We start from the raw sequence: 20168 nt of genomic DNA, 5'->3' as shown, positions 1-20168 counted from the left end.
TGATCGTGGCGTCTTCATATTTTGGAACGTTATGCGTAACCGTCCGCTTCTGGGTAAATGGCTGTTGATAATCACGTGTCTGGCGATGGCGCTTTGCCTGGTCCAACGCGCGGTCTATCTCAACCATTTTTTACAGGGGCTGGGGCAGCAGGCGCAGACGTCCCTGACGGTTGACGCCGCGAAGCCCGCAGGCGACGCGGAATCCGCGGGGCCGTCGCCCTGCCAGCTAAGCGCGCAGTCTCTGCTGTGCGCGCAGCCAATCTTCTTTGACGGCGCGCTTCCCGCCATCATCCTCTTCTTCGCGCTGCTGCAGCTTTTTGCGCCGCAGCGCTCGCTTGTCTTCAGAGAGCGGGTCGTTCACGCCCCGCCGCCGCGAATACACCTCAAAAACTGCGTTTTCCGTGAGTGAAACCATCGTAACCACACGATAACTTTCACTGTACACGGAGTAAAAAATGTTAAACGTCTTCAGGGGCTTCGTCCTCCTGCTGCTCGCCTGCATGGGCATTGCCCATGCGGCGGATACCGGCTGGATGACATCCCCGCAAAACAACCATGCCCGGGTGCGTTTCCAGGCAGAAAAAAGCCAGGACCGCATTCTCGGCCTGCTCACCGTTGAGCTACAGTCTGGCTGGAAAACCTACTGGCGCTCGCCGGGAGAAGGGGGCGTCGCCCCGCAGATTGTCTGGCCGAAAGGCGTCAAGGACAGCTGGTACTGGCCGGTGCCGTCGCGCTTTGATATCTCCGGCCTGACCACGCAGGGCTATCACAATAAGGTCGCGATCCCGATAGTCATTACCGGGACAACCGGCGACACCCTTGACGGTACGCTGACGCTTTCCACCTGCAGCAACGTTTGCCTGCTGACCGACTATCCGCTCAGCCTCGACTTTAGCCAGCCGGTTGACGGCGGTTTCCAGGCGGCGTTTGAGCAGGCGATGCGCGCGATCCCGGGGGATGGCGGTATTTCGTCTAACCTTACCGCCTGGCTGGACGGCGGCGATCTGGTCATTACCGGGTCGGCGCAGGGCGGCTGGGACAATCCGGGGATCTATTTCGACCCGCTGGAAGGCGACGTGCTGCCGGGCGAGCCGGTCATTAATCACCGCGGCGAAACGCTGCGCGTCACCGTGCCCGTTACCGACGAGTGGGGCGACAGGCCCGCGTCGCTGGAAGGGAAAAAGCTGTCGTTTGTGCTGACAAACGGCGAAAGGGCGCAGCAAACCGAGATGACCGTCGGCGCGCGTCCGGCAGCGGATCGTGCGGATGACGCGCAAACCGGCCTGGGCAGCATGCTGCTGTTCGCGCTGCTCGGCGGGCTGATCCTCAACCTGATGCCGTGCGTCCTGCCGGTGATGGGCATGAAGCTCAGCAGCGTGCTGCACGCCGGTTCGGACACGCGCAAAATCCGCCTGCGTTTCCTGGCGACCAGTGCCGGAATACTGACCTCCTTTGCGCTGCTGGCGGCGATGGTGACGGCCCTCAAGCTGACCGGCGCGTCGCTCGGGTGGGGCATTCAGTTCCAGAACCCGTGGTTTATCAGCCTGATGGTGGCGGTAACGTTCCTGTTTGCCCTGAACCTGTTCGGCGCGTTTGAGATGCTGCTGCCTTCCGCGGCGGCGGGGCGTCTGGCGACGGCGGGCGGCACGGGCATGGCCGGAAGCTTCTGCGAAGGGGTATTTGCCACGCTGCTCGCCACGCCGTGCTCCGCGCCGTTCCTCGGCACGGCGGTCGCCTTTGCGCTCGCGGCGCCGCTGCACTCCCTGTGGCTGATTTTTCTGATGCTCGGCGTCGGGATGAGCCTGCCGTGGCTGTTCGTGGCGCTGATCCCCAAAACGGCGCTGCTGCTGCCTAAGCCCGGCCGCTGGATGGGCACGCTGAAGGTCGTTCTTGGCCTGATGATGCTGGCCTCCAGCCTGTGGCTGACCACGCTCCTGAACCAGCACCTGGGCGAGGCGACGAGCCGGGTGGTGATGCTGGTGCTGATCGTCATCGCCCTTGTGATATTTGCCCGCACCGGGCCAAAAGGCTCGCCGCTGTTCTGGGGGATTATCATCGCGCTCGCGGCGCTTGGCGGGTATCAGCTGCGCGACGTTGTCCAGCCCCCGCAGGCCGCCGCCTCGCGGGCGAGCGTCGACGCGGTCAACTGGCAGCCGCTGAGCGAAGAGGCGATCCAGGCCGCGCTCGGCCAGGGCAAGCGCGTGTTCGTGGACATTTCGGCCGACTGGTGCGTGACGTGCAAGGTCAACGAGCACCGTGTCTTAAATCAGCCGGATGTAATTGCCGCGCTTAACGCGCCGGACGTGGTTGCCCTGCGCGGCGACTGGAGCAAGCCGTCGACGCTGATTGCCGACTTCCTCGCGAAGCGAAACCGCTACGCTATCCCTTTTAACGAGGTGTCAGGCCCGGGCAAGCCCGAAGGGGAGATCCTCTCTCCGCTGCTCGATAAGCAGGCCCTGATGACCGCACTGAACAACGCCAAAGGTTAACGAAAATGAAAAAAACGCTTATTACGCTTTTACTGCTGAGCGCCTCCGCTCAGGCCATGGCCGCCGGACCGCTTACGCCCGAGCAGGAAAAACGCGTTCAGGAACTGGTGCGTGAGACTCTAATCAACCAGCCCGATATCCTGGCCCAGGCGGCGGAAAAGCTCGACCAGCAGAACATGCTGGCGGGTGAAGAGGCGATAAAGAAAGTCATCGCCCAGAACGGTGATTTCTTATTTAACGATCCCAACTCGCCGCGCATTGGCGCAAAAAATCCCAAGCTGACGCTGGTAGTTTTCACGGACTATAACTGCCCGTACTGCAAAAAGTTCGATCCGTACATGGAGAAGATCGTCAAAAAGTACCCGGACGTCGCGGTGGTGTTTAAGTTCCTGCCTTATCGCGCCGAAAGCTCGGTGACGTCCGCGCGGGACGCGCTAATGCTCTGGCGCTCGCAGCCGCAGCAATTTATGGCCTTTAACGATATCCTGATGGCCAAAAAGGGCTACCACGACGATGCCAGCATCGAGGCCGCGAAAAAGCGGGCGGGGGTGAGCATCAGCCAGCCGGACGCACAAAGTATGGAAACGCTGAAAAGCAGCCTGGCCGTGGCGGAAAAGCTGGGCATTCAGGGCACGCCAGCTACTATCGTTGGCGAGCAGATGCTCTCGGGCTGGATCCCGTACGAGCAGTTTGACGCGATGGTCAGCGACGCGCTGAAAAAACGCTAACGTCAGGGGGCTTCGGCCCCCTGCATACCGGAGAAGAAGATGAAAACATTACCGTTACTGTCGCTGCTTGCGGCGTCGGGGCTGGCCCACGCCGCCGAGGCCATTCCGGACGTGGTAAAGCAGTTTAGCGATCGGCAGGAGATCAAAATCATCAAGAAAATTGATGCTCCCGGCGGCGCGCCTGCCTGGCTTGGCCAGTATCAGGACATGGGCGTCACGCTGTTTTTAACCCCGGACGGCAGGCACGTGATTTCTGGATACCTGTATGACGACAAGGGTAAAAACCTCAGCGAGGGTTACTTCCAGAAGGAGATCTACGCGCCGCTCGGGCGCGAGATGTGGCAGAAGCTTAACGCGGCTAAGCCGTTAAAAGAGGGCGCCGACGCCGCGCCGCGTAAGGTGTTTGTCTTTGCCGATCCGTTCTGCCCTTACTGCAAGGCGTTCTGGGCCGAGGCGCAGCCGTGGGTGAAGGCGGGCAAGGTTCAGCTGAACACGCTGCTGGTGGCGTTTCTGAACCCGAAAAGCGGGCGCCACGCCGCGGCGATCCTGAACGCCAGCGATCCCGTTGCGGCGTGGCGCGAATACGAGCTTTCCGGCGGGAAAAAGCTGCCTAAGCCCGAAACGGCGGCCTCCCGCGAAACCGTTGCCGTGCTGCAACAGCACCAGACGCTGATGGATTCTCTGGGCGCGAACGCGACCCCGGCGATTTACTACATGAATGAGCAAAACGAACTTCAGCAGGTGGTCGGCATGCCGGATGAGAAGCAGCTGGTGGCGATGTTCGGGCCAAAGCCGGAGTAAAACGCGGGCGGAAACGGTGCGTTTCCGCCCACGGCATCAGCTTCCCCAGCGGCCTTTGAGGTAGTTCACCGCGTCCTGAGTCTGCGGCTGGTTGAGGTAATCCTCGCGGAACAGGATCGTACCGTTAACGTTCGGCAGCGCGTCGTTGAGATCCAGCTGCTTTTTCAGCTCCGGCACGCCGCCGCTGACCGTCCAGTCGGGCTCGTTTTTGGAATGCGCGCCCACCTTGTAGAAGGCAATGCCGATGTACAGGCGGGTGTGGGTCGGCTTCACCACGTCGGCCCACCATTTGGTCAGCACGTCGTACCGCGCGGCGTCGCGCGCAAACGGCCAGTAAATCTGCGGCGCAATATAGTCGAGTAACCCCTGCTGCACCCACTGGCGCGTGTCCGCATAGGATTCATCATACGCCGCCGCGCCGCGGGTATCAGAACCCGCCGGGTCGAACGAGCGGTTGCGCCAGACGCCCGCCGGGCTAACGCCAAACGCCACGTCCGGCTTAATCTTCTTAACCGCGCGCGAAACCTGCACGATCAGCTGCTGGGTATTGTGGCGACGCCAGTCCGCTTTTGAGGCGAACCCCTGTCCGTACTGCCGGAAGGTCTGGGCATCGTTTAGCCTGGAATTTGGCGTTTCGGTATAGAAATAGTCGTCAAACTGCACGCCGTCGACGGGATAGTGTCTGACCACCTCGCTGACCACCTGCACGATCCAGTCCCGCACCTCGGGAATGCCCGGGTCGAGCACAAAGCGATCGCCGGAGATGCGCACCCAGTCGGGATGCTGCACGTAGACGCTGGAAGGATGCTGCGACGCGGTGCGGTTCAGCGCGGCGATGGTCGACGGCTTCGTGTTGGTTGAGACGCGATACGGGTTAAACCACGCGTGCACCTTCATGCCGCGCCGGTGCGCTTCATCCAGCATAAACTGCAGCGGATCGTAACCGGGATAGTCGCCGATATTGCCGGTCAGCGTATCTGACCAGGGCAAGATCTTAGAGGCCCACAGCGCGGTGCTGTCCGGCTTGACCTGGAAAAACACGGTGTTAATGCCGAGCGATTTCAGCTTGTCGAGTTTATCCCTGAGCGCCTGCTGCTGCTGGGCAACGCGCTGCTGCGGGTTGACGCCGTTGACCGATGAAATCGGCGGCCAGTCGAGGCGCGAAACCGTTGCCAGCCAGATGCCGCGCATCGGCTCATTGGCCTGATGGGCAGGGGGAGCGACCGGCGAAGGCGGCGTGACGAGCGATTTGGGTGGTTTTGAGGAGCAACTAACAAGTAAAAGCGCGCAGCCAACCAGCGCACCTATCCGTTTTACGTGTCGCGTCATTGATGTGTTAGCTCTTGGTTATCCGGCTGTTGGCCCAGGGATTAAAGGCGGGTTCGTCCTGGTCTTCCGGGGCCGTATCGCTAAGGGAATTCAGATACAGCGCTTCGACCTCCGCGCGCGCCCAGGGGGTGCGCCGTAGAAATTTTAGACTGGATTTCACGCTAGGGTCGCTGCGAAAGCAGTTAATTTTGATCCGTTCCCCCAGCTCGCGCCAGCCGTACCGTGCGACCAGGGCGTTAATCTGCATTTCCAGCGTTACGCCATGCAGAGGATCTTTGGAAATATGTGCACTCATAGGGCGTCCAATGTCTCATTTTTTGTGGGGTTGGGTTGAACGCTCAAAGGGTACAAGAAAGCGGGGAAGGCGGCAATTTTCCTTTTTCAGCTGCCGCGCGTCCCCGCGCCGGGCTTATTTCACCTCAGGAAACAGATCGGGCGCCCACGGACGCGGATCGACCTCCATAAACGGGGCGCGCTCGAAGCGCGATTTCAGCGCCCACGGCACCGTGCAGTCGAAGATCGTCTTGCAGGTAATGCCGTTCCCGCGGATCGTGGTGCTGTAATCGGGCGACTGGGAAGGGTCCAGCTGATGGCCGCGCAGGCCGGGCAGGTTGGTGATGCTCACGTCGCCCTGCATGCGCGTCGTCAGCGCCCAGAGAATATCGTCGCTGTCGAAGATATCCACGTCTTCGTCAACGAGGATAATATTTTTCAGCTCGGAGTAGGTGGCCAGCGCGATAAGCGCCGCCTGGCCCTGGCGTCCTTCGTCGGAAGGCTGGCGTTTTTTCACCTGCAAAATACCGAGGAATTTACCGCCGCCCGCCGTATGGGCATACACGTTTTGCAGGAAGCCGGGAATGGCTTCTTCCACCGCGTTGCGGATGCTGGCCTCCGTCGGCAGGCCCGCCAGCGTGGTGTGCTCTTCGCCCGGCCCCACCAGCGTTTGCAGGATCGCGTGTTGGCGCATCGTTACCGCCTTGACCTTGATCACGGGCAGGGACGGGTTGGCTTCGCCGCAGTAGCCGGGGAACTCCGGCATGGCATGGCCGGTATGGGTATGCTGATCTTCCTGAACGCGAACGCCCGGCAGGATCTCGCCCTCAATGATGATTTCAGCCCTTGCGATGGCCTTTTCGTTCACGCTGACGCCCTGAACCAGCTCGACGGGCTGCTGGCGCAGCGCGCCGGCGACGCCCAGCTCGTTGTAGCCAAACGGCGTGGTCGGCGCTTCAAAGCAGGCCCCGATGTAGATAGCCGGATCTAAGCCCATGTTGATGGTGACCGGCAGCGGTTTGCCCGCCTCTTCGGCTTTTTTTCTGAACACCTCAATGTGGCGGCCCGCGGCAAGGAACATCGACAGCTCGTCGCGCTCCTGCACGCACAGGCGGTGGATCGTCACGTCGGTAATTGAGCGGTCTTCGGGGTCGCTCGCCAGCACCAGGCCAAGGCAGAAGAACGGACCTGCATCAATCGGCGTGTTGGTCGGCGCGGGCAGCAGGGTGCGCAGATCGAAGTTCGGATCGTCCGCGTACCACACCTGCTCCTGACACGGTGCCTGCGCGGCGGGCACCACGACGGGCGCAATCGGGTTTTTCACCGCTTTGCCCACGTGCTGGGCCAGCGCGGAGGGCTGGCAACCCAGCAGCAGGGCGGCCCTTTCGCGGCTGGCGTGCATGCCCACCAGGATGCGGGAGTCGGGATAGCCTTTAATCTGGTTAAACATCATGGCCGGGCCGATGCGGGTCGGACGCTTAACGGTGCCGCCCGCGCCGATATGGCGATACACCCCCGCCAGCTCGGCGTTAGGGTCGACAGGATGGTCGGTTTCAATGTATTGACCTTCGTGCTTTTGCAGCAGGTCAATGGCGCTTCTCAGGTCGTTAATCGTGTTTTCCATACTTTCCTCCTTCGATGACATAGCGTCATTTTTAATCGAAGAGGAAATATCATCAACTGCATCATTTATGCTATTTTGATACGAATTTTATTATCGATTAGGAGGGCTCGCGGATGCAGTTTCGACTGATGCGCCACTTCATTACCGTTGCCGAAGAGCTGCACATGCACCGGGCGGCGGAGCGCTTAAACATGGCGCAGCCGGCCCTGAGCCAGCAGATCAAGGCGCTGGAGGCGCGACTGGACGTTACCCTGTTCAACCGCGCGCATCGCCGGTTGACCCTGACCCCCGCCGGGGAGGCCTTCCTCGACAAGGCGCGGCTGGCAATCGCTATGGTCGATCAGGCGGTGAGCGATGCCCGCAAAACGGCCAGAGGCGAGCAGGGCGTTCTGAACCTGGGGTGCGTTTCCAGCGCCATGTTCGACGCGCGCCTCCCCGATGCGCTTCGCGCGCTGCATTCCCAGTGGCCGGGAATTTCGCTATCGCTGAGGACGGGCAACGTTCAGGCGCTCTATTCTGACGTACAAAATAACCAGCTCGACGTGGCGATCGTTCGCGCGCCGCTTCCGCTGCTGCCTGACGACCTCCAGGCGCGTCCGTTTGCGGTGGAGAAAACGGTGCTTGCGCTGAGCCGTCAGCACCCGCTTGCGGCGTCGGCCACGGTGACGCTGTCGTCCGTAAAGGGAGAAAGCTGGATCGCGCTCAGCGACCCTGAGGGGATGGGGCTGGAGCAGTACTTTTACGACGTCTGCCGTGACGCGGGCTTCGAGCCAAAAGTGGTTCAGCATGCGACCGACGTGCCGGGCGTGCTAACCCTGGTGTCGGCGGGATTTGGCATTGCGCTGCTTCCCGCCTCGGCGAAGACGCTGAACCTGCCGAACGTGGTCTACATCGACATCCTCGACAGGCTCAGCGAAAGCGAGCTGACGCTGGTTTGCCACCGCATCATCCGCTCCGACGTGCTCAAAAAATTTCTCAGCACGCTGACGCGCGGCTAACCTTAGGCTACGCCCGTGCCGCCGTCGGAACACCATACCTGGCCGGAGGCATACGAGCAGGCATCTGATGCGAGAAGCACGTACAGCGGGGCGATCTCCACCGGCTGGCCGGGCCTGCCGAGCGGCGTATCTTCACCAAACTGCTGCACCTTCTCCTGCGGCTGACCGCCGCTGGACTGGAGCGGCGTCCAGTACGGCCCCGGCGCGACGGCGTTAACGCGAATACCGCGCGGACCGAGCTGTTTCGCCAGCGATTTGGTAAAGGCGACGTTACAGGCCTTGGTCTGGGCATAATCGACGAGGATCTCGCTCGGCTTAAACGCCTGCACGGATGAGGTGTTGATAATCACGGCACCTTCCGAGAAATGACGCAGCGCGGCCTTGGTGATCCAGAACGGCGCATAGACGTTGGTTTTAAAGGTGGCGTCAAAGTCCGCGGTGGACAGATCCTCAATGGATTTGCAGAACTGCTGGCGTCCGGCGTTATTGACGAGAATGTCCAGCCCGCCGAGCCCGGCCACCGCTTTTTCCACCAGCGTATCGCAAAATGATTCCACGCGAATATCGCCGGGAATGGCAACGGCCTTGCGGCCTTCCGCCTGGATCAGCGCGATCACCGCGGCCGCGTCGGACTCTTCCTCCGGCAGGTAGCCAATCGCCACGTCGGCACCTTCACGCGCATAGGCAATGGCAACGGCTCGGCCAATGCCGGAATCGCCGCCGGTAATTAGGGCTTTTTTACCCGCCAGCTTGCCCGAACCGATGTAGCTCGTTTCACCATGATCCGGTATCGGCTTCATTTCAGACGCCAGCCCCGGCGGCTGCTGAGGTTGTTCAGCAAACGGTGGTCGAGGGTAATGCAGCGTGTTGTTGTTTCCTGTCGTCATACCGGTCTCCTTCGTGATGTGAATAGTAAGAATAGTTAGCGATCGCGAGGAGAATCACAGAATTTCTTATTTCGGATTAATCCGCGCGGTTTACGGATTGAATAGATAGCGTTCGGAGCGCGCGGGTAAACCTCGACTAAGCTTGTATTTCGCGTCGCGCAAAATGTGGCTCAATCGAGGGATAAGAATGGGATCCAGATTATTTCAACGGCACTGGGGTGCTGAGTTTCTTTCCGATGACGTTGTCCGTTTTCGTCTGTGGGCCGAAGGCCAAAAATCACTGACGCTGTGCCTGGACGGTAAAGATATTCCCATGACGCCCGCGGGCGAGGGCTGGTTCGAGGCCGACGTTCACGGCGTGAAGCCGGGCGCGGAGTACCTGTACCGCCTTGCGGACGGCATGACGGTGCCGGATCCGGCTTCGCGCGCGCAAAAAGGGGACGTCAACGGCCCTTCGGTGGTGGTCGATTCCCGCCGCGCTTCGTCCGTTAGCGAAGGCTGGAAGGGGCGGCCGTGGGAAGAGACGGTGATTTACGAGCTGCACGTCGGCACCTTTACGCCGGAAGGCACCTTTCGCGCGGCCATCGACAGGCTGCCTTACCTGGCGCATCTAGGCATCACCCAGATTGAAATCATGCCCGTGTCGCAGTTTGGCGGCGAGCGCGGCTGGGGGTACGACGGCGTGCTGCTGTACGCGCCGCATTCCGCCTACGGTACGCCGGAAGATTTTCACGCGCTCATCGACGCCGCGCACGGTCTGGGGCTGTCGGTGGTGCTTGACATCGTCCTGAACCACTTCGGCCCGGAAGGCAACTACCTTCCCGCGCTGTCGCCCGCGTTTTTCCATCAGGGCCGCATGACGCCGTGGGGCAACGCCATCGCCTATGAATCGCAGCCCGCCCGGCAATATATCGTTGAGGCGCCCCTTTACTGGCTCACCGAATACGGCCTCGACGGGCTGCGCTTTGACGCCATCGATCAAATTCACGATGCCTCGGAAACCCACGTTTTGCAGGAGATCGCCACCCGCATCCGCGAGGCGATCCCCGATCGGCACGTTCACCTGACGACCGAAGACAGCCGCAACGTGGTGTTCCTTCACCCGCGCGACGAGCGGGGAAACGCGCCGCTGTTTACCGCCGAGTGGAACGATGATTTCCACAACGCCGCGCACGTTTTCGCCACCGGCGAGACCCACGCCTACTATCAGGACTTCGCCTTTGAGCCCGAGAAGAAATTTGCCCGCGCGCTGGCGGAGGGCTTTGTCTACCAGGGCGAAATCTCCCTTCAGACCGGGGAATCGCGCGGCGTTGAGTGCGCGTCGCAGCCGCCGACGTTTTTTGTCGATTTTATTCAAAACCACGACCAGACCGGCAACCGGGCGCAGGGTGAGCGGCTGATCGCGCTCGCCGGAGCGGATAAAACGCGCGTGCTGCTCGCCGCGCTGCTGCTGTCGCCCCACGTTCCGCTGCTGTTTATGGGCGAAGAGTACGGCGAAACCCGCCCGTTTCTGTTCTTCACCGATTTCCACGGCGATCTGGCCCGCGCCGTGGGCGAAGGGCGCGCCAGCGAATTTTCGGGCCATGCCGGGCACGACGAGACGGTTCCCAATCCCAACGATCCGGACACCTTTATGCGCTCGAAGCTGGACTGGCAGAAAACCGAGTCCGACGAGGGAAAAGCGTGGCTGGCCTTTACGCAGCGCCTGCTCACCCTGCGCCAGCGGCACATCGTGCCGCTGCTGCGCGACGGTAAACCGGCGCAGGGCCGCGTGCTGGCAACCGCGCGCGGGATGGTCGCCGTTAGCTGGCGGTTCGCTTCGGGCACGCTTTCACTGGCGCTCAATACCGGGAAGCCCGCGACGCTGCCCGCGCTTCCCGGTGAACGTCTTTTTAGCTGGCCCGCGCAGCTCAACGCGCTGGAAACAAACAGCATTGTGGTGTGCTTTGCAAAAGGAGAGGCCCCGTTATGATCCCGTTATCAACCTGGCGCATTCAGTTTCGCAACGGAATGACCTTCGACCGCGCGGCAGAGCTGGTGCCGTACCTGAAGGATCTTGGCATTAGCCATCTGTACGCGTCGCCGATATTTACCGCCGCATCGGGCTCCACCCACGGCTATGACGTCACCGACCCGAACGAAATCGAACCGGCGATCGGAGGCCGGGCGGGGTTTGACCGCATGACGGCGGCGCTAAAGCAGGCGGGCATGGGGCTGATTCTGGACATCGTGCCAAACCATATGTCCACCTCCCTTGAAAACCGCTGGTGGCGGGACGTCATCGAACGCGGCGAGCAAAGCCGCTACGCGCGCTACTTCGACATCGACTGGTCCCGCCCGATGACCCTGCCGTTCCTCGGCGACACGTTTGAAGCCGAGCTGGAGAAGGGCGCGATTGCGCTGAAACGTGACAGTGTCACGAATAAGCCGGTGTTCAGGTACTACGAAACCGACTGGCCGCTGAATCCGGGCAGCGTGGACGATCTAGAAGATTTCACCGCCGTCGGCCCTGAGGCGATCGCCGCGCTGCACGAGAAGCAGAGCTGGCGGCTGATGTCCTGGCGCGAGGCGCCGAGGCAGCTCTCGTGGCGGCGCTTTTTCGAAATTACGGGGCTGGTGGGGGTGCGGGTTGAAGACGAGGCGGTATTTAACGACACGCACCGGCTGATCCTCGAGCTGGTCCACGCGGGCGTGGTTGATGGCCTGCGCATCGACCACGTCGACGGCCTGGCCGATCCGCTCGGGTATCTCCATCGCCTGCGCCAGGCCGCGGGGCCGGACTGCTATATCACCGTCGAAAAAATCCTCGCCAGGGGCGAACAGTTGCCCGAGGCGTGGCCGGTATCGGGCACCACGGGATACGAGTTTATCGCCTCGCTGGCCGAGGTGCTGGTGGACGATAACAACCTTGAGCTGCTGGAAACGATCCACGATAAGACCGTCGGCGAAATCACCGACCGGGAGCTGGCGCTGCGGGATGCGAAAGGGCTGATGACCGATCGCAACTTTGAAGGCGAGTTTACGACGCTGCTGAACATTGCCGACGAACTGGCGCAGCGCAACGGCGTGGCGGTGCCGCGCGAGGCGCTTCACCACGCGCTGCGCGAGCTGCTGATCGCGTTTCCGGTCTATCGCACCTATGGCACCGCGGACGGGCTGACGCCTGCCGACGAGGCGCTGCTGGCGCGCGTGGCAGAAACGCTCGACGTGCCGGAGCCTGGCGCGCTCACGCTGATTGTGCTGATCCTGCGCGGCGAACTCAACGAGAGCGACCGCGAGCGCGCCGCGTTGTTCCGCACCCGTTTTCAGCAGCTGACGGGGCCGCTGATGGCGAAATCGGTGGAGGACACGCTGTTCTTTCGCCACAACATGGACCTCGCGCTCAATGAGGTCGGGGCCGACCCGGCGCCGCGCGCCTTTTCCGTTTCCCGCTTTCACCAGGAGATGCGCATCCGCCTGGCGCGGCAGCCTGACGCGCTGCTGGGCACCTCGACGCACGACACCAAGCGCGGAGAAGACGCGCGGGCACGACTATACGCCCTGACCGAAGCGCCGGCGCGCTGGGCGGAAAACCTTGCGCGCTGGCGGCAGATGAACCAGACCCACGTGCGTTTTCTCAACGACGGCACCGCGCCCGACGGGGCCGATACCTGGATGCTTTACCAGGCGCTGGCGGGCGTCTGGCCCGCGACGCAAACCCCGGACGACCGTGAGGGGTTAAGCGAGCTCGAAACCCGCTTCCTCGGCTTTGTTGAAAAGGCGCTGCGCGAAGCCAAGCAGCGCACCGACTGGGCGGACAGCAACGAAAGCTATGAGAGCGTGGTGCTGAGCTACGCCCGGAACCTGCTCTCGCCGGACAACGCCGCGTTCCTAACGGATTTCAACGACGCCCTGCAGCCGTTTGTCCGCGCCGGGCTGATGAACAGCCTGAGCCAGACGGTGATTAAGCTCACCGCACCCGGCGTGCCGGATATCTATCAGGGCAGCGAGGCGCTGAACTTTAGCCTTGTCGATCCCGACAACCGCCGCGAGCCGGATTTCGCCTGGCTCGCGGAGAATCTTGCGGGGCTTGATGCAACCGTGTTCCGCGACGAGGCGCGCTGGCGGGACGGAAGCGTGAAGCAGTTCGTCACCGCGACGCTGCTGCGGATGCGCCAGCACGCGCCCGCGCTGTTCCACTACGGAGACTGGCTGCCGCTGCGGGTGAGGGGCGAACGGGAGAATCATCTCATCGCCTGGGCGCGCGTCAAAGATGACGCCGCGCTGATCGTGGCGGTACCGCGGCTGGCGTTTGACGTCACGCAGCGCGGGCTCGGGCCTGACCCGGCGCTGTGGGCGAACACCGTTATCGATCTTGCGCCAGAACTCGCGGGCAAGCGCTATCGCGATCTGTTTACCGGCGAGCGGCGCACGCTTCATGACGCGCTGGACGTATCGTCTGAAACGGGATGCATTCTGGTTCTGATGACCAGCGAATAAACCTGGGGAATAACAATGAAAAAGAATACGGCATTTGAGATACGGGCCGGTCACGGCCAGCAGCTTGGCGCAAATTATGACGGCAAGGGCGTTAATTTTGCGCTGTTTTCTGCCCACGCGGAGCGCGTGGAGCTTTGCCTGTACGATCCCTCGGGTAAAAACGAGATCGCCAGGCTGGAGCTGCCCGAGTATACCGATGAAATCTGGCACGGCTACGTTCCCGACCTTAAGCCGGGGGCGCTGTACGGCTACCGCGTGTATGGCCCTTACGATCCGGAAAACGGACACCGCTTTAACCCGAACAAGCTGCTTATCGATCCCTATGCGCGCGAGCTGGTCGGGGATATTCAGTGGAACGATGCCCACTTCGGCTACGCGCTGGGCCACGAGGATAAAGATCTGAGCTTTGACGAGCGTGACAGCGCGCCGTTTACGCCAAAATGCCGGGTGATTGATCCTCAGGCGCTTGACTGGCAGGACGACGCCCGGCCGTCCATTCCCTGGCCGCACGCCGTGGTCTATGAGAGCCACGTAAAAGGGTTTACGCAGCTCAACCCCGCCATACCGGCCGAGCTGCGCGGCACGTTTGAAGGGATGGGGCACAAGGCCTCGGTGGACTACATCAAAAGCCTGGGCATTACGTCGGTAGAGCTGCTGCCCGTCCACTGGTTTCCGGACGACCAGCACCTGCTTGATCGGGGGCTGAAAAACTTCTGGGGCTACAACACGCTGGGCTTCTTTGCCCCGGCGTCGCGCTACTACGGGCCTGCGGGGATCCAGGGCTTCCGCGATATGGTTCGCGCCTACCACGACGCGGGCATCGAGGTGATTCTGGACGTGGTCTACAACCACACGGCCGAAGGGAACGAGCTGGGGCCGACGCTCTCGTTCAAGGGTATTGATAATTACAGCTATTACCGCACCCTGCCGGACCAGCACCGCTACTACATCAACGATACCGGCACGGGCAACACGGTCAACACGTCGCACCCGCGCGTGCTGCAAATGGTCATGGATTCGCTGCGCTACTGGGCGCAGGCCATGCACGTCGACGGCTTTCGCTTCGATCTGGGGACGATCCTCGGGCGCGAGCCGGAAGGGTTCGATCCGCGCGGCGGCTTTTTTGACGCCGTCACGCAGGACCCGGTCCTGTCCAGGCTGAAGCTTATCGGCGAGCCGTGGGACATTGGCCCCGGCGGCTATCAGGTCGGCGGCTTTCCGCCAGGCTGGGGCGAATGGAACGACAAGTACCGCGATACCGTGCGGGAATACTGGCGCGGGGAGAACGTGACCACGGACTTTGCCGCGCGCCTGCTCGGCTCCGGGGATTTATACGATCTGCGCGGCCGTCGCCCCTGGGCGAGCGTCAACTTCATTACCGCCCACGACGGCTTTACGCTAAACGATCTCGTTTCCTATAGCGAAAAGCACAACGCGGACAACGGCGAGGATAACAACGACGGCCATAACGACAACCGCTCCAGCAACTACGGTGAAGAAGGGCCAACGGAAAATGCGGACATCATCGCGATCCGCGAGCAGCAGAAGCGCAATTTCCTGACCACGCTGCTGTTCTCCCACGGCACGCCGATGCTGCTGGCGGGGGATGAGTTTGGCCGCACGCAGAAGGGCAATAACAACGGCTACTGTCAGGACAGCGAGATTTCGTGGGTAGACTGGGCGAATTTCACGGAGCATGACAACGCGCTGCGCGATTTTACCCGCAGGCTGATCGCGCTGCGGGCGGCACAGCCGCTGCTCAGGCGCGAAAGCTGGCGCGACGGGCTGGAGATCCGCTGGTTCAACGCGGGCGGCGGGCCGCAGCAGTCCGAGCAGTGGGACGAAGGCTCGACGATCGGGGTCTCGATTAGCAGGCCGGACCTGGAGCAGGAGGAGGGTATCTGGCACGACGTGCTGATGCTGTTCAACCCGTTTGAAGGCACCGTGCCGTTCCAGATCCCGCAGTTTGGCGAAGGCGGCTGGGTGCTCGAGCTCTCCACCGCCGGCGACGCGCGCGGAGCGGTAATAACCGACGCCGTCGACTTTGAGCTGGCCGGGCGAAGCATCGCCCTGTTCCGACGTCCGTAAACGCTACAGCGACGCGGCCGCCCGCGCGGCCGTGTCATACAGCGACGAAATGGTGCGCAGCAGCTGCGCCGTTTCGCCAATCGACGCGGCGGGAATACCGCTCTCCATCTGAATGGAAATCAGGCAGGCCTCGCGCACGTCCCGGTACTTCATGCACAGCGTTTTTCCCTCCTCGGTCGTCGAGAAGTAAAGCTCTTTTCCCGCCTTTTCGCTGGTCACATAGCCCGCCTTCACCAGCTTTTTCAGGGCGTAAGTGACGACGTGCGTATCCTCAACGTTCAGCACGAAGCAGATGTCGGCCAGCTTTTTCTTGCGGTTGCGGTGGTTCACGTGGTGGAGAAGCGACACGTCAAACGCGCCCATATCCGGCTCGCCCGCCGCCGTCATGCAGCGCACCATCCACTTGTTGAACGCGTTGCTGGTCATGATCAGCGCGTACTCCAGTTCAGAAAGCTCTGCACAACGCTCCGAAACCAGGTGATGCGAGGAGACGATACGTCCATCCGTAATATCATCGTGGTTTGAGGCCACACTCTTTTTTGCGGTCATAACGTTCCTTAGCCAGAAATGTAAACTCATCGATAAAATAAGAACATTTTATTGATAAATTGTTTACATGTTTTTGCGCATCAGATATAGCTTTTTAGCGCAGGTTTTGTGAAGCCTGACGAAAAACACAACATTGCGCGCTGGAACGGTCACGCTTCATCTGCGGATGAGGAAATAAAAAAACACCGCCGGTGCGCCACGCTCACTTTGGATAGGGTACAGGGTTATGGACGGTTCTACGCTGCTGCCGCTTATCGGTATCCCGATAGTGGTTATTGGTTTTGCGCTGCGCTTCAATCCGCTTTTGGTGGTGGTTGTCGCGGGGCTGGCGACGGGTCTGCTGGTCGGCATGGATTTTGGCATGCTGCTGGAGACGTTCGGCGAGAAGTTTGTCAACAGCCGCTCGCTGGCGACGTTTATTTTGATCCTGCCGGTCATCGGCTTACTGGAATATTACGGGCTCAAGGAGCGGGCGCAGGCGTGGGTGGCGAAGATCGCCAGCGCAACGTCCGCGCGTATTCTTATGCTCTACTTTGTGGCCCGCGAGGGCACCGCCGCGCTGGGGCTGATGTCGCTGGGCGGCCACGCCCAGACCGTGCGCCCACTGCTGGCACCGATGGCGGAAGGGGCGGCGCTGAACGAATACGGCGAGCTGCCCCAGCATATTCGCGACAAAATCAAAGCCCACGCCGCCGCGTGCGACAACATCGCGGTCTTCTTCGGCGAAGACATCTTTATCGCGTTTGGCGCGGTGCTGCTGATTGACGCCTTCCTGAAGGAGAACGGCATTCAGGGCATTGAGCCGCTGCACATCGGGCTGTGGGCGATCCCAACCGCCATTGCCGCGCTGATTATTCACATGACGCGCCTGCTGCGGCTCGACGCCAGCATTCGCCGCGACGTGATGGCCTGGCGCGCGGAGCAAGGCACGCAGGAGATCGCATCATGATGACGCTGATTACGATCAACCGCGTGTACTACCTGATCGGCTTCGTGGTGATGCTGCTGGTGATCATGACCCTGCGCGATCGCGGCAATCCGAAGCGCTTCACCACCGCGCTGTTCTGGTTCTTGTTCGGCGGAATTTTCCTCTTCGGCGATCTGATGGTGCAGGAGCTGGGGCGCTCGCTGGCGTACCGGATTATCGGCGGTTGCGTCATCGCCATTGCGCTGCTGGCGGGTTTTGGCCTGGTGGGAAAAGGGCATTACAAAATGTCTACCGAGCCTGAGCGCGTTGCCTCTTCAAATCGCCTTAAAAACTGGCTCTTCCTGCCCGCGCTGATGATCCCGGTGGTGACGGTGATCGGCACGCTGTTCCTGAAGGGCGTGTCCATCGGCGGCGTGTATCTGCTGGATCAAAAGCAGCTGACGCTCGCCGCGCTTTGCGTGGCCTGCGTGGCGGCGATCCTCACCGGCTGGTGGCTGACCAAGGGCACGCCGCTGCACGCCATTCGCCAGTCCCGCCGCCTGGTGGATACCATCGGCTGGGCGGTGATCCTGCCGCAGATGCTCGCCATGCTGGGCGGGGTGTTCGTGGTCGCCAATACCGGCGATTCGGTGCAGAAGGTGGTGAGCCTGTTTGTGAACCCGGACAGCCGCTTCATGCTGGTGGTGATTTACTGCATCGGCATGGCGCTGTTTACAATGATTATGGGCAACGCCTTTGCCGCGTTCCCGGTGCTGAGCGCGGGCATCGCCTTGCCGTTCCTGATCAACTACCACCACGGCGATCCGACGCCGCTGCTGGCGATCGGCATGTATGCGGGCTATTGCGGCACGCTGATGACCCCGATGGCGGCAAATTTCAACATCGTTCCCGCCGCACTGCTGGAGCTAAAAGACAAATATCAGGTCATCAAGATTCAGATCCCGACCGCGTTAACCCTGCTGGTGGTGAACGTGTTCCTCATGTATTTCCTCGTCTTTCGCTAAGGAGCTGTTATGCAATTAACCCCATCACAGGCTAACGACTTTGCCGGTATGCCCTTAGCGTATTTGCGCCAGGAATACCCGAACCACATTATGCACCTGCTCAACGACGACGGTGACGTTCTGCCGCCGCGCGCGCTGCACCCGATTTTCTACGGCTGCTTCGACTGGCACTCCGCGGTGCACGGCTACTGGCTGCTGCTGCGCTGCGTGCGGCTGTTCCCGGAGCTGCCGTGCCGGAACGCTATCGTCGCGCTGTTTGACGAGCACGTAACGGCCGAGAACGTGGCGACAGAGCTGGCCTATTTCAACGCGCCGTTTCGCGCCTCGTTCGAGCGCCCGTACGGCTACGGCTGGCTGCTGGCGCTGGCTCAGGAGCTGAAGCAGTCCGCGCTGCCGCAGGCGGCAGCCTGGTACGAGACGCTTTTGCCGCTCACTCAGGACATTCGCGCCAGGCTGATGGACTACCTCAGCAAGCTGACGTACCCCATTCGCGTCGGCACGCATTACAACACCGCGTTTGCGCTGGCTCTGGGGCTGGACTACGCCCGGACGCTTGAGGACAGCGAGCTTGAGGAGGCCATTCTCGGTGCGGCAAACCGCTTCTACCTGAACGACAGGCACTATCCCGCGCACTACGAGCCGGGCGGCGATGAGTACGTTTCGGGCGCGTTGACCGAGGCGCTGCTGATGAGCAAGGTAGCGGATAACTTCCCGCAGTGGTTCGATAATTTCCTGCCGGAGGTAGGGGCGATAGCCGCGCTGATGAACCCGGCGGAGGTGAGCGACCGCGCCGATCCGAAAATCGCCCACCTCGACGGGCTGAATCTCAGCCGCGCCTGGTGCATGAAGCATATCGCCGGTGCGCTGCCGGAAAACCATCCTGCTCAGGCCGCGCTGGCGGATGCCGCAGCGCGTCATCTTGCCGCCAGCGTGCCGCACGTGGTCGGCAGCCACTACAGCGGCGGCCACTGGCTGGCAAGCTTTGCGCTGTTGGCGCTGGAATAACGCAAATAAAACCCGCCGATAACGGCGGGTTTTATAGCAATATCATATATCTGCGCCGTATGCCCCTCAAAATTAGTCATTTTCTGATTGTCTGCTTGCTCAAATTCCTTTCTCCAGTAACATTTGCTCATAACTCTGCGCGCCTAAGGAAAATCTGGCGTCATTAAGGAAATCGAATGAGCGATATCAATATAAAAAATGACCACGAGCTTGTGAACCTGCTTCTCGGCGCCGACAAAGGCGACCTCGACCTGCTGATTGATTACATTACTGACAATGGTAAAGGCCGGGTTTCGCTTTCCGGCAGCGTGAATACGCTGTTGACCAGCGCAAAAGAGCAGAATGAGATTGACGCCGACACGCTTCGGATTTTGATCAGGGAATTACAGCTTTTCGGCGGCAACAGCTTTGTTAACCTCTTTCGCCGCAACGGCGTAGATTATGCCGAAATTGTTGACGACGTGCTTGGGCGGCTCAAAATCCCGGCACATAAATCAGCGTCTCTTGAGCGAAAAGAGACTTTAATCATCAGCAAAGTCTTTGAAAACGCGTGGGAAGAGATGGATGATGCGCAGCGCAAAGCGATCCTTGACGACCTGGGGCTGAAATCCTCATCGGGACGAAACGCGCTTGAGATCATCTTACCGCGTATCGGCATGGGCGGCGTAGCGGCCTACCAGATTACCGCGCTGGTGGCGAGTTCCGTGGCAGCAATGGTTGCAGGCCGCGCTATCCCGCTACTGGCCGGTTTTGGCGCGGGGCGCGTGCTCGGCGTCCTCGCCGGACCGATCGGATTTGCGTTAACCGGGCTGTACAGTGCCTACGATCTGGCCAGTCCGGCGTTTCGCGTTACGCTGCCGTGCATTGTGCAAATCGCCTGGATCCGCATGAAGAGCCGCCAGGCGCGCTGCAAAAGCTGCAACGCGCATATCGATGAGAGCATTAAATTCTGTCCGCAATGCGGCACGCCTGTAGAGGGATAACCA

The 20168-nt window shown here is 61.1% G+C and carries 17 protein-coding genes; 12 read left to right on the top strand and 5 right to left on the bottom strand.

The window, feature by feature from the left end; all coding sequences use genetic code 11:
• Window positions 1-31 precede the first annotated feature (31 nt).
• The 4 genes from DBY73_RS04795 to dsbG are packed head-to-tail and all read left to right on the top strand — an operon-like array spanning window position 32 to window position 4018.
• Window positions 32-409, top strand: a complete 378-nt coding sequence (locus DBY73_RS04795) for a hypothetical protein (RefSeq protein ID WP_112010057.1) — start codon at window positions 32-34, stop codon at window positions 407-409.
• A gap of 46 nt (window positions 410-455) precedes the next feature.
• Entirely contained in the window at window positions 456-2489 is a 2034-nt protein-coding gene (locus DBY73_RS04790; protein WP_112010056.1) for a protein-disulfide reductase DsbD domain-containing protein, read from the top strand.
• Window positions 2490-2494: 5 nt separating this feature from the next.
• Entirely contained in the window at window positions 2495-3217 is a 723-nt protein-coding gene (locus DBY73_RS04785) for a DsbA family protein (RefSeq protein ID WP_112010055.1), read from the top strand.
• A gap of 39 nt (window positions 3218-3256) precedes the next feature.
• Window positions 3257-4018: a thiol:disulfide interchange protein DsbG gene (dsbG, locus tag DBY73_RS04780; RefSeq protein ID WP_112010054.1), complete on the top strand. Its 762-nt coding sequence runs from the start codon at window positions 3257-3259 to the stop codon at window positions 4016-4018.
• 36 nt (window positions 4019-4054) lie between these two features.
• On the opposite strand, the gene DBY73_RS04775 is transcribed toward dsbG, so the two are convergent.
• The 3 genes from DBY73_RS04775 to DBY73_RS04765 form a co-directional block, all read right to left on the bottom strand.
• Complete coding sequence (locus tag DBY73_RS04775; protein WP_112010053.1) at window positions 4055-5347, bottom strand: glycoside hydrolase family 10 protein; 1293 nt, start codon at window positions 5345-5347, stop codon at window positions 4055-4057.
• A gap of 7 nt (window positions 5348-5354) precedes the next feature.
• A complete protein-coding gene (locus DBY73_RS04770) occupies window positions 5355-5642 on the bottom strand; it encodes a VF530 family protein (RefSeq protein ID WP_112010052.1) in 288 nt (95 codons plus the stop codon).
• A 114-nt stretch (window positions 5643-5756) separates the two neighbouring features.
• Window positions 5757-7244: a UbiD family decarboxylase gene (locus tag DBY73_RS04765; protein WP_112010051.1), complete on the bottom strand. Its 1488-nt coding sequence runs from the start codon at window positions 7242-7244 to the stop codon at window positions 5757-5759.
• A 113-nt stretch (window positions 7245-7357) separates the two neighbouring features.
• On the opposite strand from DBY73_RS04765, the gene DBY73_RS04760 reads away from it, so the two are divergent.
• The gene (locus DBY73_RS04760; RefSeq protein WP_112010050.1) at window positions 7358-8242 is read left to right on the top strand and encodes a LysR substrate-binding domain-containing protein; all 885 of its coding nucleotides are present in this window, start codon (window positions 7358-7360) and stop codon (window positions 8240-8242) included.
• 2 nt (window positions 8243-8244) lie between these two features.
• On the opposite strand, the gene DBY73_RS04755 is transcribed toward DBY73_RS04760, so the two are convergent.
• Window positions 8245-9129: an SDR family oxidoreductase gene (locus DBY73_RS04755; RefSeq protein WP_112010049.1), complete on the bottom strand. Its 885-nt coding sequence runs from the start codon at window positions 9127-9129 to the stop codon at window positions 8245-8247.
• A gap of 187 nt (window positions 9130-9316) precedes the next feature.
• Here DBY73_RS04755 and treZ point away from each other — a divergent pair, with 187 nt between their 5' ends.
• From treZ to glgX, 3 genes are read left to right on the top strand one after another with little or no spacing between them, the layout of a single operon-like run.
• Window positions 9317-11101 carry a malto-oligosyltrehalose trehalohydrolase gene (gene treZ / locus DBY73_RS04750; protein WP_112010048.1) on the top strand — a complete coding sequence of 595 codons (1785 nt, stop codon included), beginning with the start codon at window positions 9317-9319 and terminating at the stop codon, window positions 11099-11101.
• Window positions 11098-13608 carry a malto-oligosyltrehalose synthase gene (treY, locus tag DBY73_RS04745; protein WP_112010047.1) on the top strand — a complete coding sequence of 837 codons (2511 nt, stop codon included), beginning with the start codon at window positions 11098-11100 and terminating at the stop codon, window positions 13606-13608. Before treZ ends, treY begins: the two co-directional genes overlap by 4 nt.
• 15 nt (window positions 13609-13623) lie before the next feature.
• A complete protein-coding gene (gene glgX / locus DBY73_RS04740) occupies window positions 13624-15696 on the top strand; it encodes a glycogen debranching protein GlgX (RefSeq protein WP_112010046.1) in 2073 nt (690 codons plus the stop codon).
• 3 nt (window positions 15697-15699) lie between these two features.
• Here glgX and DBY73_RS04735 read toward each other — a convergent pair whose 3' ends face one another.
• Entirely contained in the window at window positions 15700-16245 is a 546-nt protein-coding gene (locus DBY73_RS04735) for a winged helix DNA-binding protein (RefSeq protein ID WP_112010045.1), read from the bottom strand.
• Between the two features lie 226 nt (window positions 16246-16471).
• On the opposite strand from DBY73_RS04735, the gene DBY73_RS04730 reads away from it, so the two are divergent.
• The 4 genes from DBY73_RS04730 (at window position 16472) to DBY73_RS04715 (ending at window position 20165) form a co-directional block, all read left to right on the top strand.
• Window positions 16472-17194 carry a DUF969 domain-containing protein gene (locus tag DBY73_RS04730; RefSeq protein WP_112010044.1) on the top strand — a complete coding sequence of 241 codons (723 nt, stop codon included), beginning with the start codon at window positions 16472-16474 and terminating at the stop codon, window positions 17192-17194.
• Window positions 17191-18177, top strand: coding sequence for a DUF979 domain-containing protein (locus tag DBY73_RS04725; RefSeq protein ID WP_112010043.1), 987 nt, complete (start codon window positions 17191-17193; stop codon window positions 18175-18177). Before DBY73_RS04730 ends, DBY73_RS04725 begins: the two co-directional genes overlap by 4 nt.
• Before the next feature lie 9 nt (window positions 18178-18186).
• On the top strand, window positions 18187-19182 hold the full coding sequence (locus DBY73_RS04720; RefSeq protein ID WP_112010042.1) for a DUF2891 domain-containing protein: 996 nt from the start codon (window positions 18187-18189) through the stop codon (window positions 19180-19182).
• Between the two features lie 176 nt (window positions 19183-19358).
• Window positions 19359-20165, top strand: a complete 807-nt coding sequence (locus DBY73_RS04715; protein WP_112010163.1) for a zinc-ribbon domain-containing protein — start codon at window positions 19359-19361, stop codon at window positions 20163-20165.
• The last annotated feature ends 3 nt before the right edge of the window (window positions 20166-20168 follow it).

This window comes from Enterobacter sp. RIT418 (assembly GCF_003057745.1).
Taxonomy (GTDB): domain Bacteria; phylum Pseudomonadota; class Gammaproteobacteria; order Enterobacterales; family Enterobacteriaceae; genus Enterobacter.
Note: the sequence above shows the minus strand (reverse complement) of the source record. Positions and strands in the feature narration are given on the sequence as shown.

Bases quoted from the DNA above. Each gene is read 5' to 3' on its own strand.
- DBY73_RS04720 (WP_112010042.1), top strand. From the start codon at position 18,187: ATGCAATTAACCCCATCACAGGCTAACGACTTTGCCGGTATGCCCTTA.
- treY (WP_112010047.1), top strand. From the start codon at position 11,098: ATGATCCCGTTATCAACCTGGCGCATTCAGTTTCGCAACGGAATGACC.
- DBY73_RS04760 (WP_112010050.1), top strand. From the start codon at position 7,358: ATGCAGTTTCGACTGATGCGCCACTTCATTACCGTTGCCGAAGAGCTG.
- DBY73_RS04755 (WP_112010049.1), bottom strand. From the start codon at position 9,129: ATGACGACAGGAAACAACAACACGCTGCATTACCCTCGACCACCGTTT.
- dsbG (WP_112010054.1), top strand. From the start codon at position 3,257: ATGAAAACATTACCGTTACTGTCGCTGCTTGCGGCGTCGGGGCTGGCC.
- DBY73_RS04795 (WP_112010057.1), top strand. From the start codon at position 32: ATGCGTAACCGTCCGCTTCTGGGTAAATGGCTGTTGATAATCACGTGT.
- treZ (WP_112010048.1), top strand. From the start codon at position 9,317: ATGGGATCCAGATTATTTCAACGGCACTGGGGTGCTGAGTTTCTTTCC.
- glgX (WP_112010046.1), top strand. From the start codon at position 13,624: ATGAAAAAGAATACGGCATTTGAGATACGGGCCGGTCACGGCCAGCAG.
- DBY73_RS04730 (WP_112010044.1), top strand. From the start codon at position 16,472: ATGGACGGTTCTACGCTGCTGCCGCTTATCGGTATCCCGATAGTGGTT.
- DBY73_RS04775 (WP_112010053.1), bottom strand. From the start codon at position 5,347: ATGACGCGACACGTAAAACGGATAGGTGCGCTGGTTGGCTGCGCGCTT.
- DBY73_RS04770 (WP_112010052.1), bottom strand. From the start codon at position 5,642: ATGAGTGCACATATTTCCAAAGATCCTCTGCATGGCGTAACGCTGGAA.
- DBY73_RS04715 (WP_112010163.1), top strand. From the start codon at position 19,359: ATGAGCGATATCAATATAAAAAATGACCACGAGCTTGTGAACCTGCTT.
- DBY73_RS04735 (WP_112010045.1), bottom strand. From the start codon at position 16,245: ATGACCGCAAAAAAGAGTGTGGCCTCAAACCACGATGATATTACGGAT.
- DBY73_RS04790 (WP_112010056.1), top strand. From the start codon at position 456: ATGTTAAACGTCTTCAGGGGCTTCGTCCTCCTGCTGCTCGCCTGCATG.
- DBY73_RS04765 (WP_112010051.1), bottom strand. From the start codon at position 7,244: ATGGAAAACACGATTAACGACCTGAGAAGCGCCATTGACCTGCTGCAA.
- DBY73_RS04785 (WP_112010055.1), top strand. From the start codon at position 2,495: ATGAAAAAAACGCTTATTACGCTTTTACTGCTGAGCGCCTCCGCTCAG.
- DBY73_RS04725 (WP_112010043.1), top strand. From the start codon at position 17,191: ATGATGACGCTGATTACGATCAACCGCGTGTACTACCTGATCGGCTTC.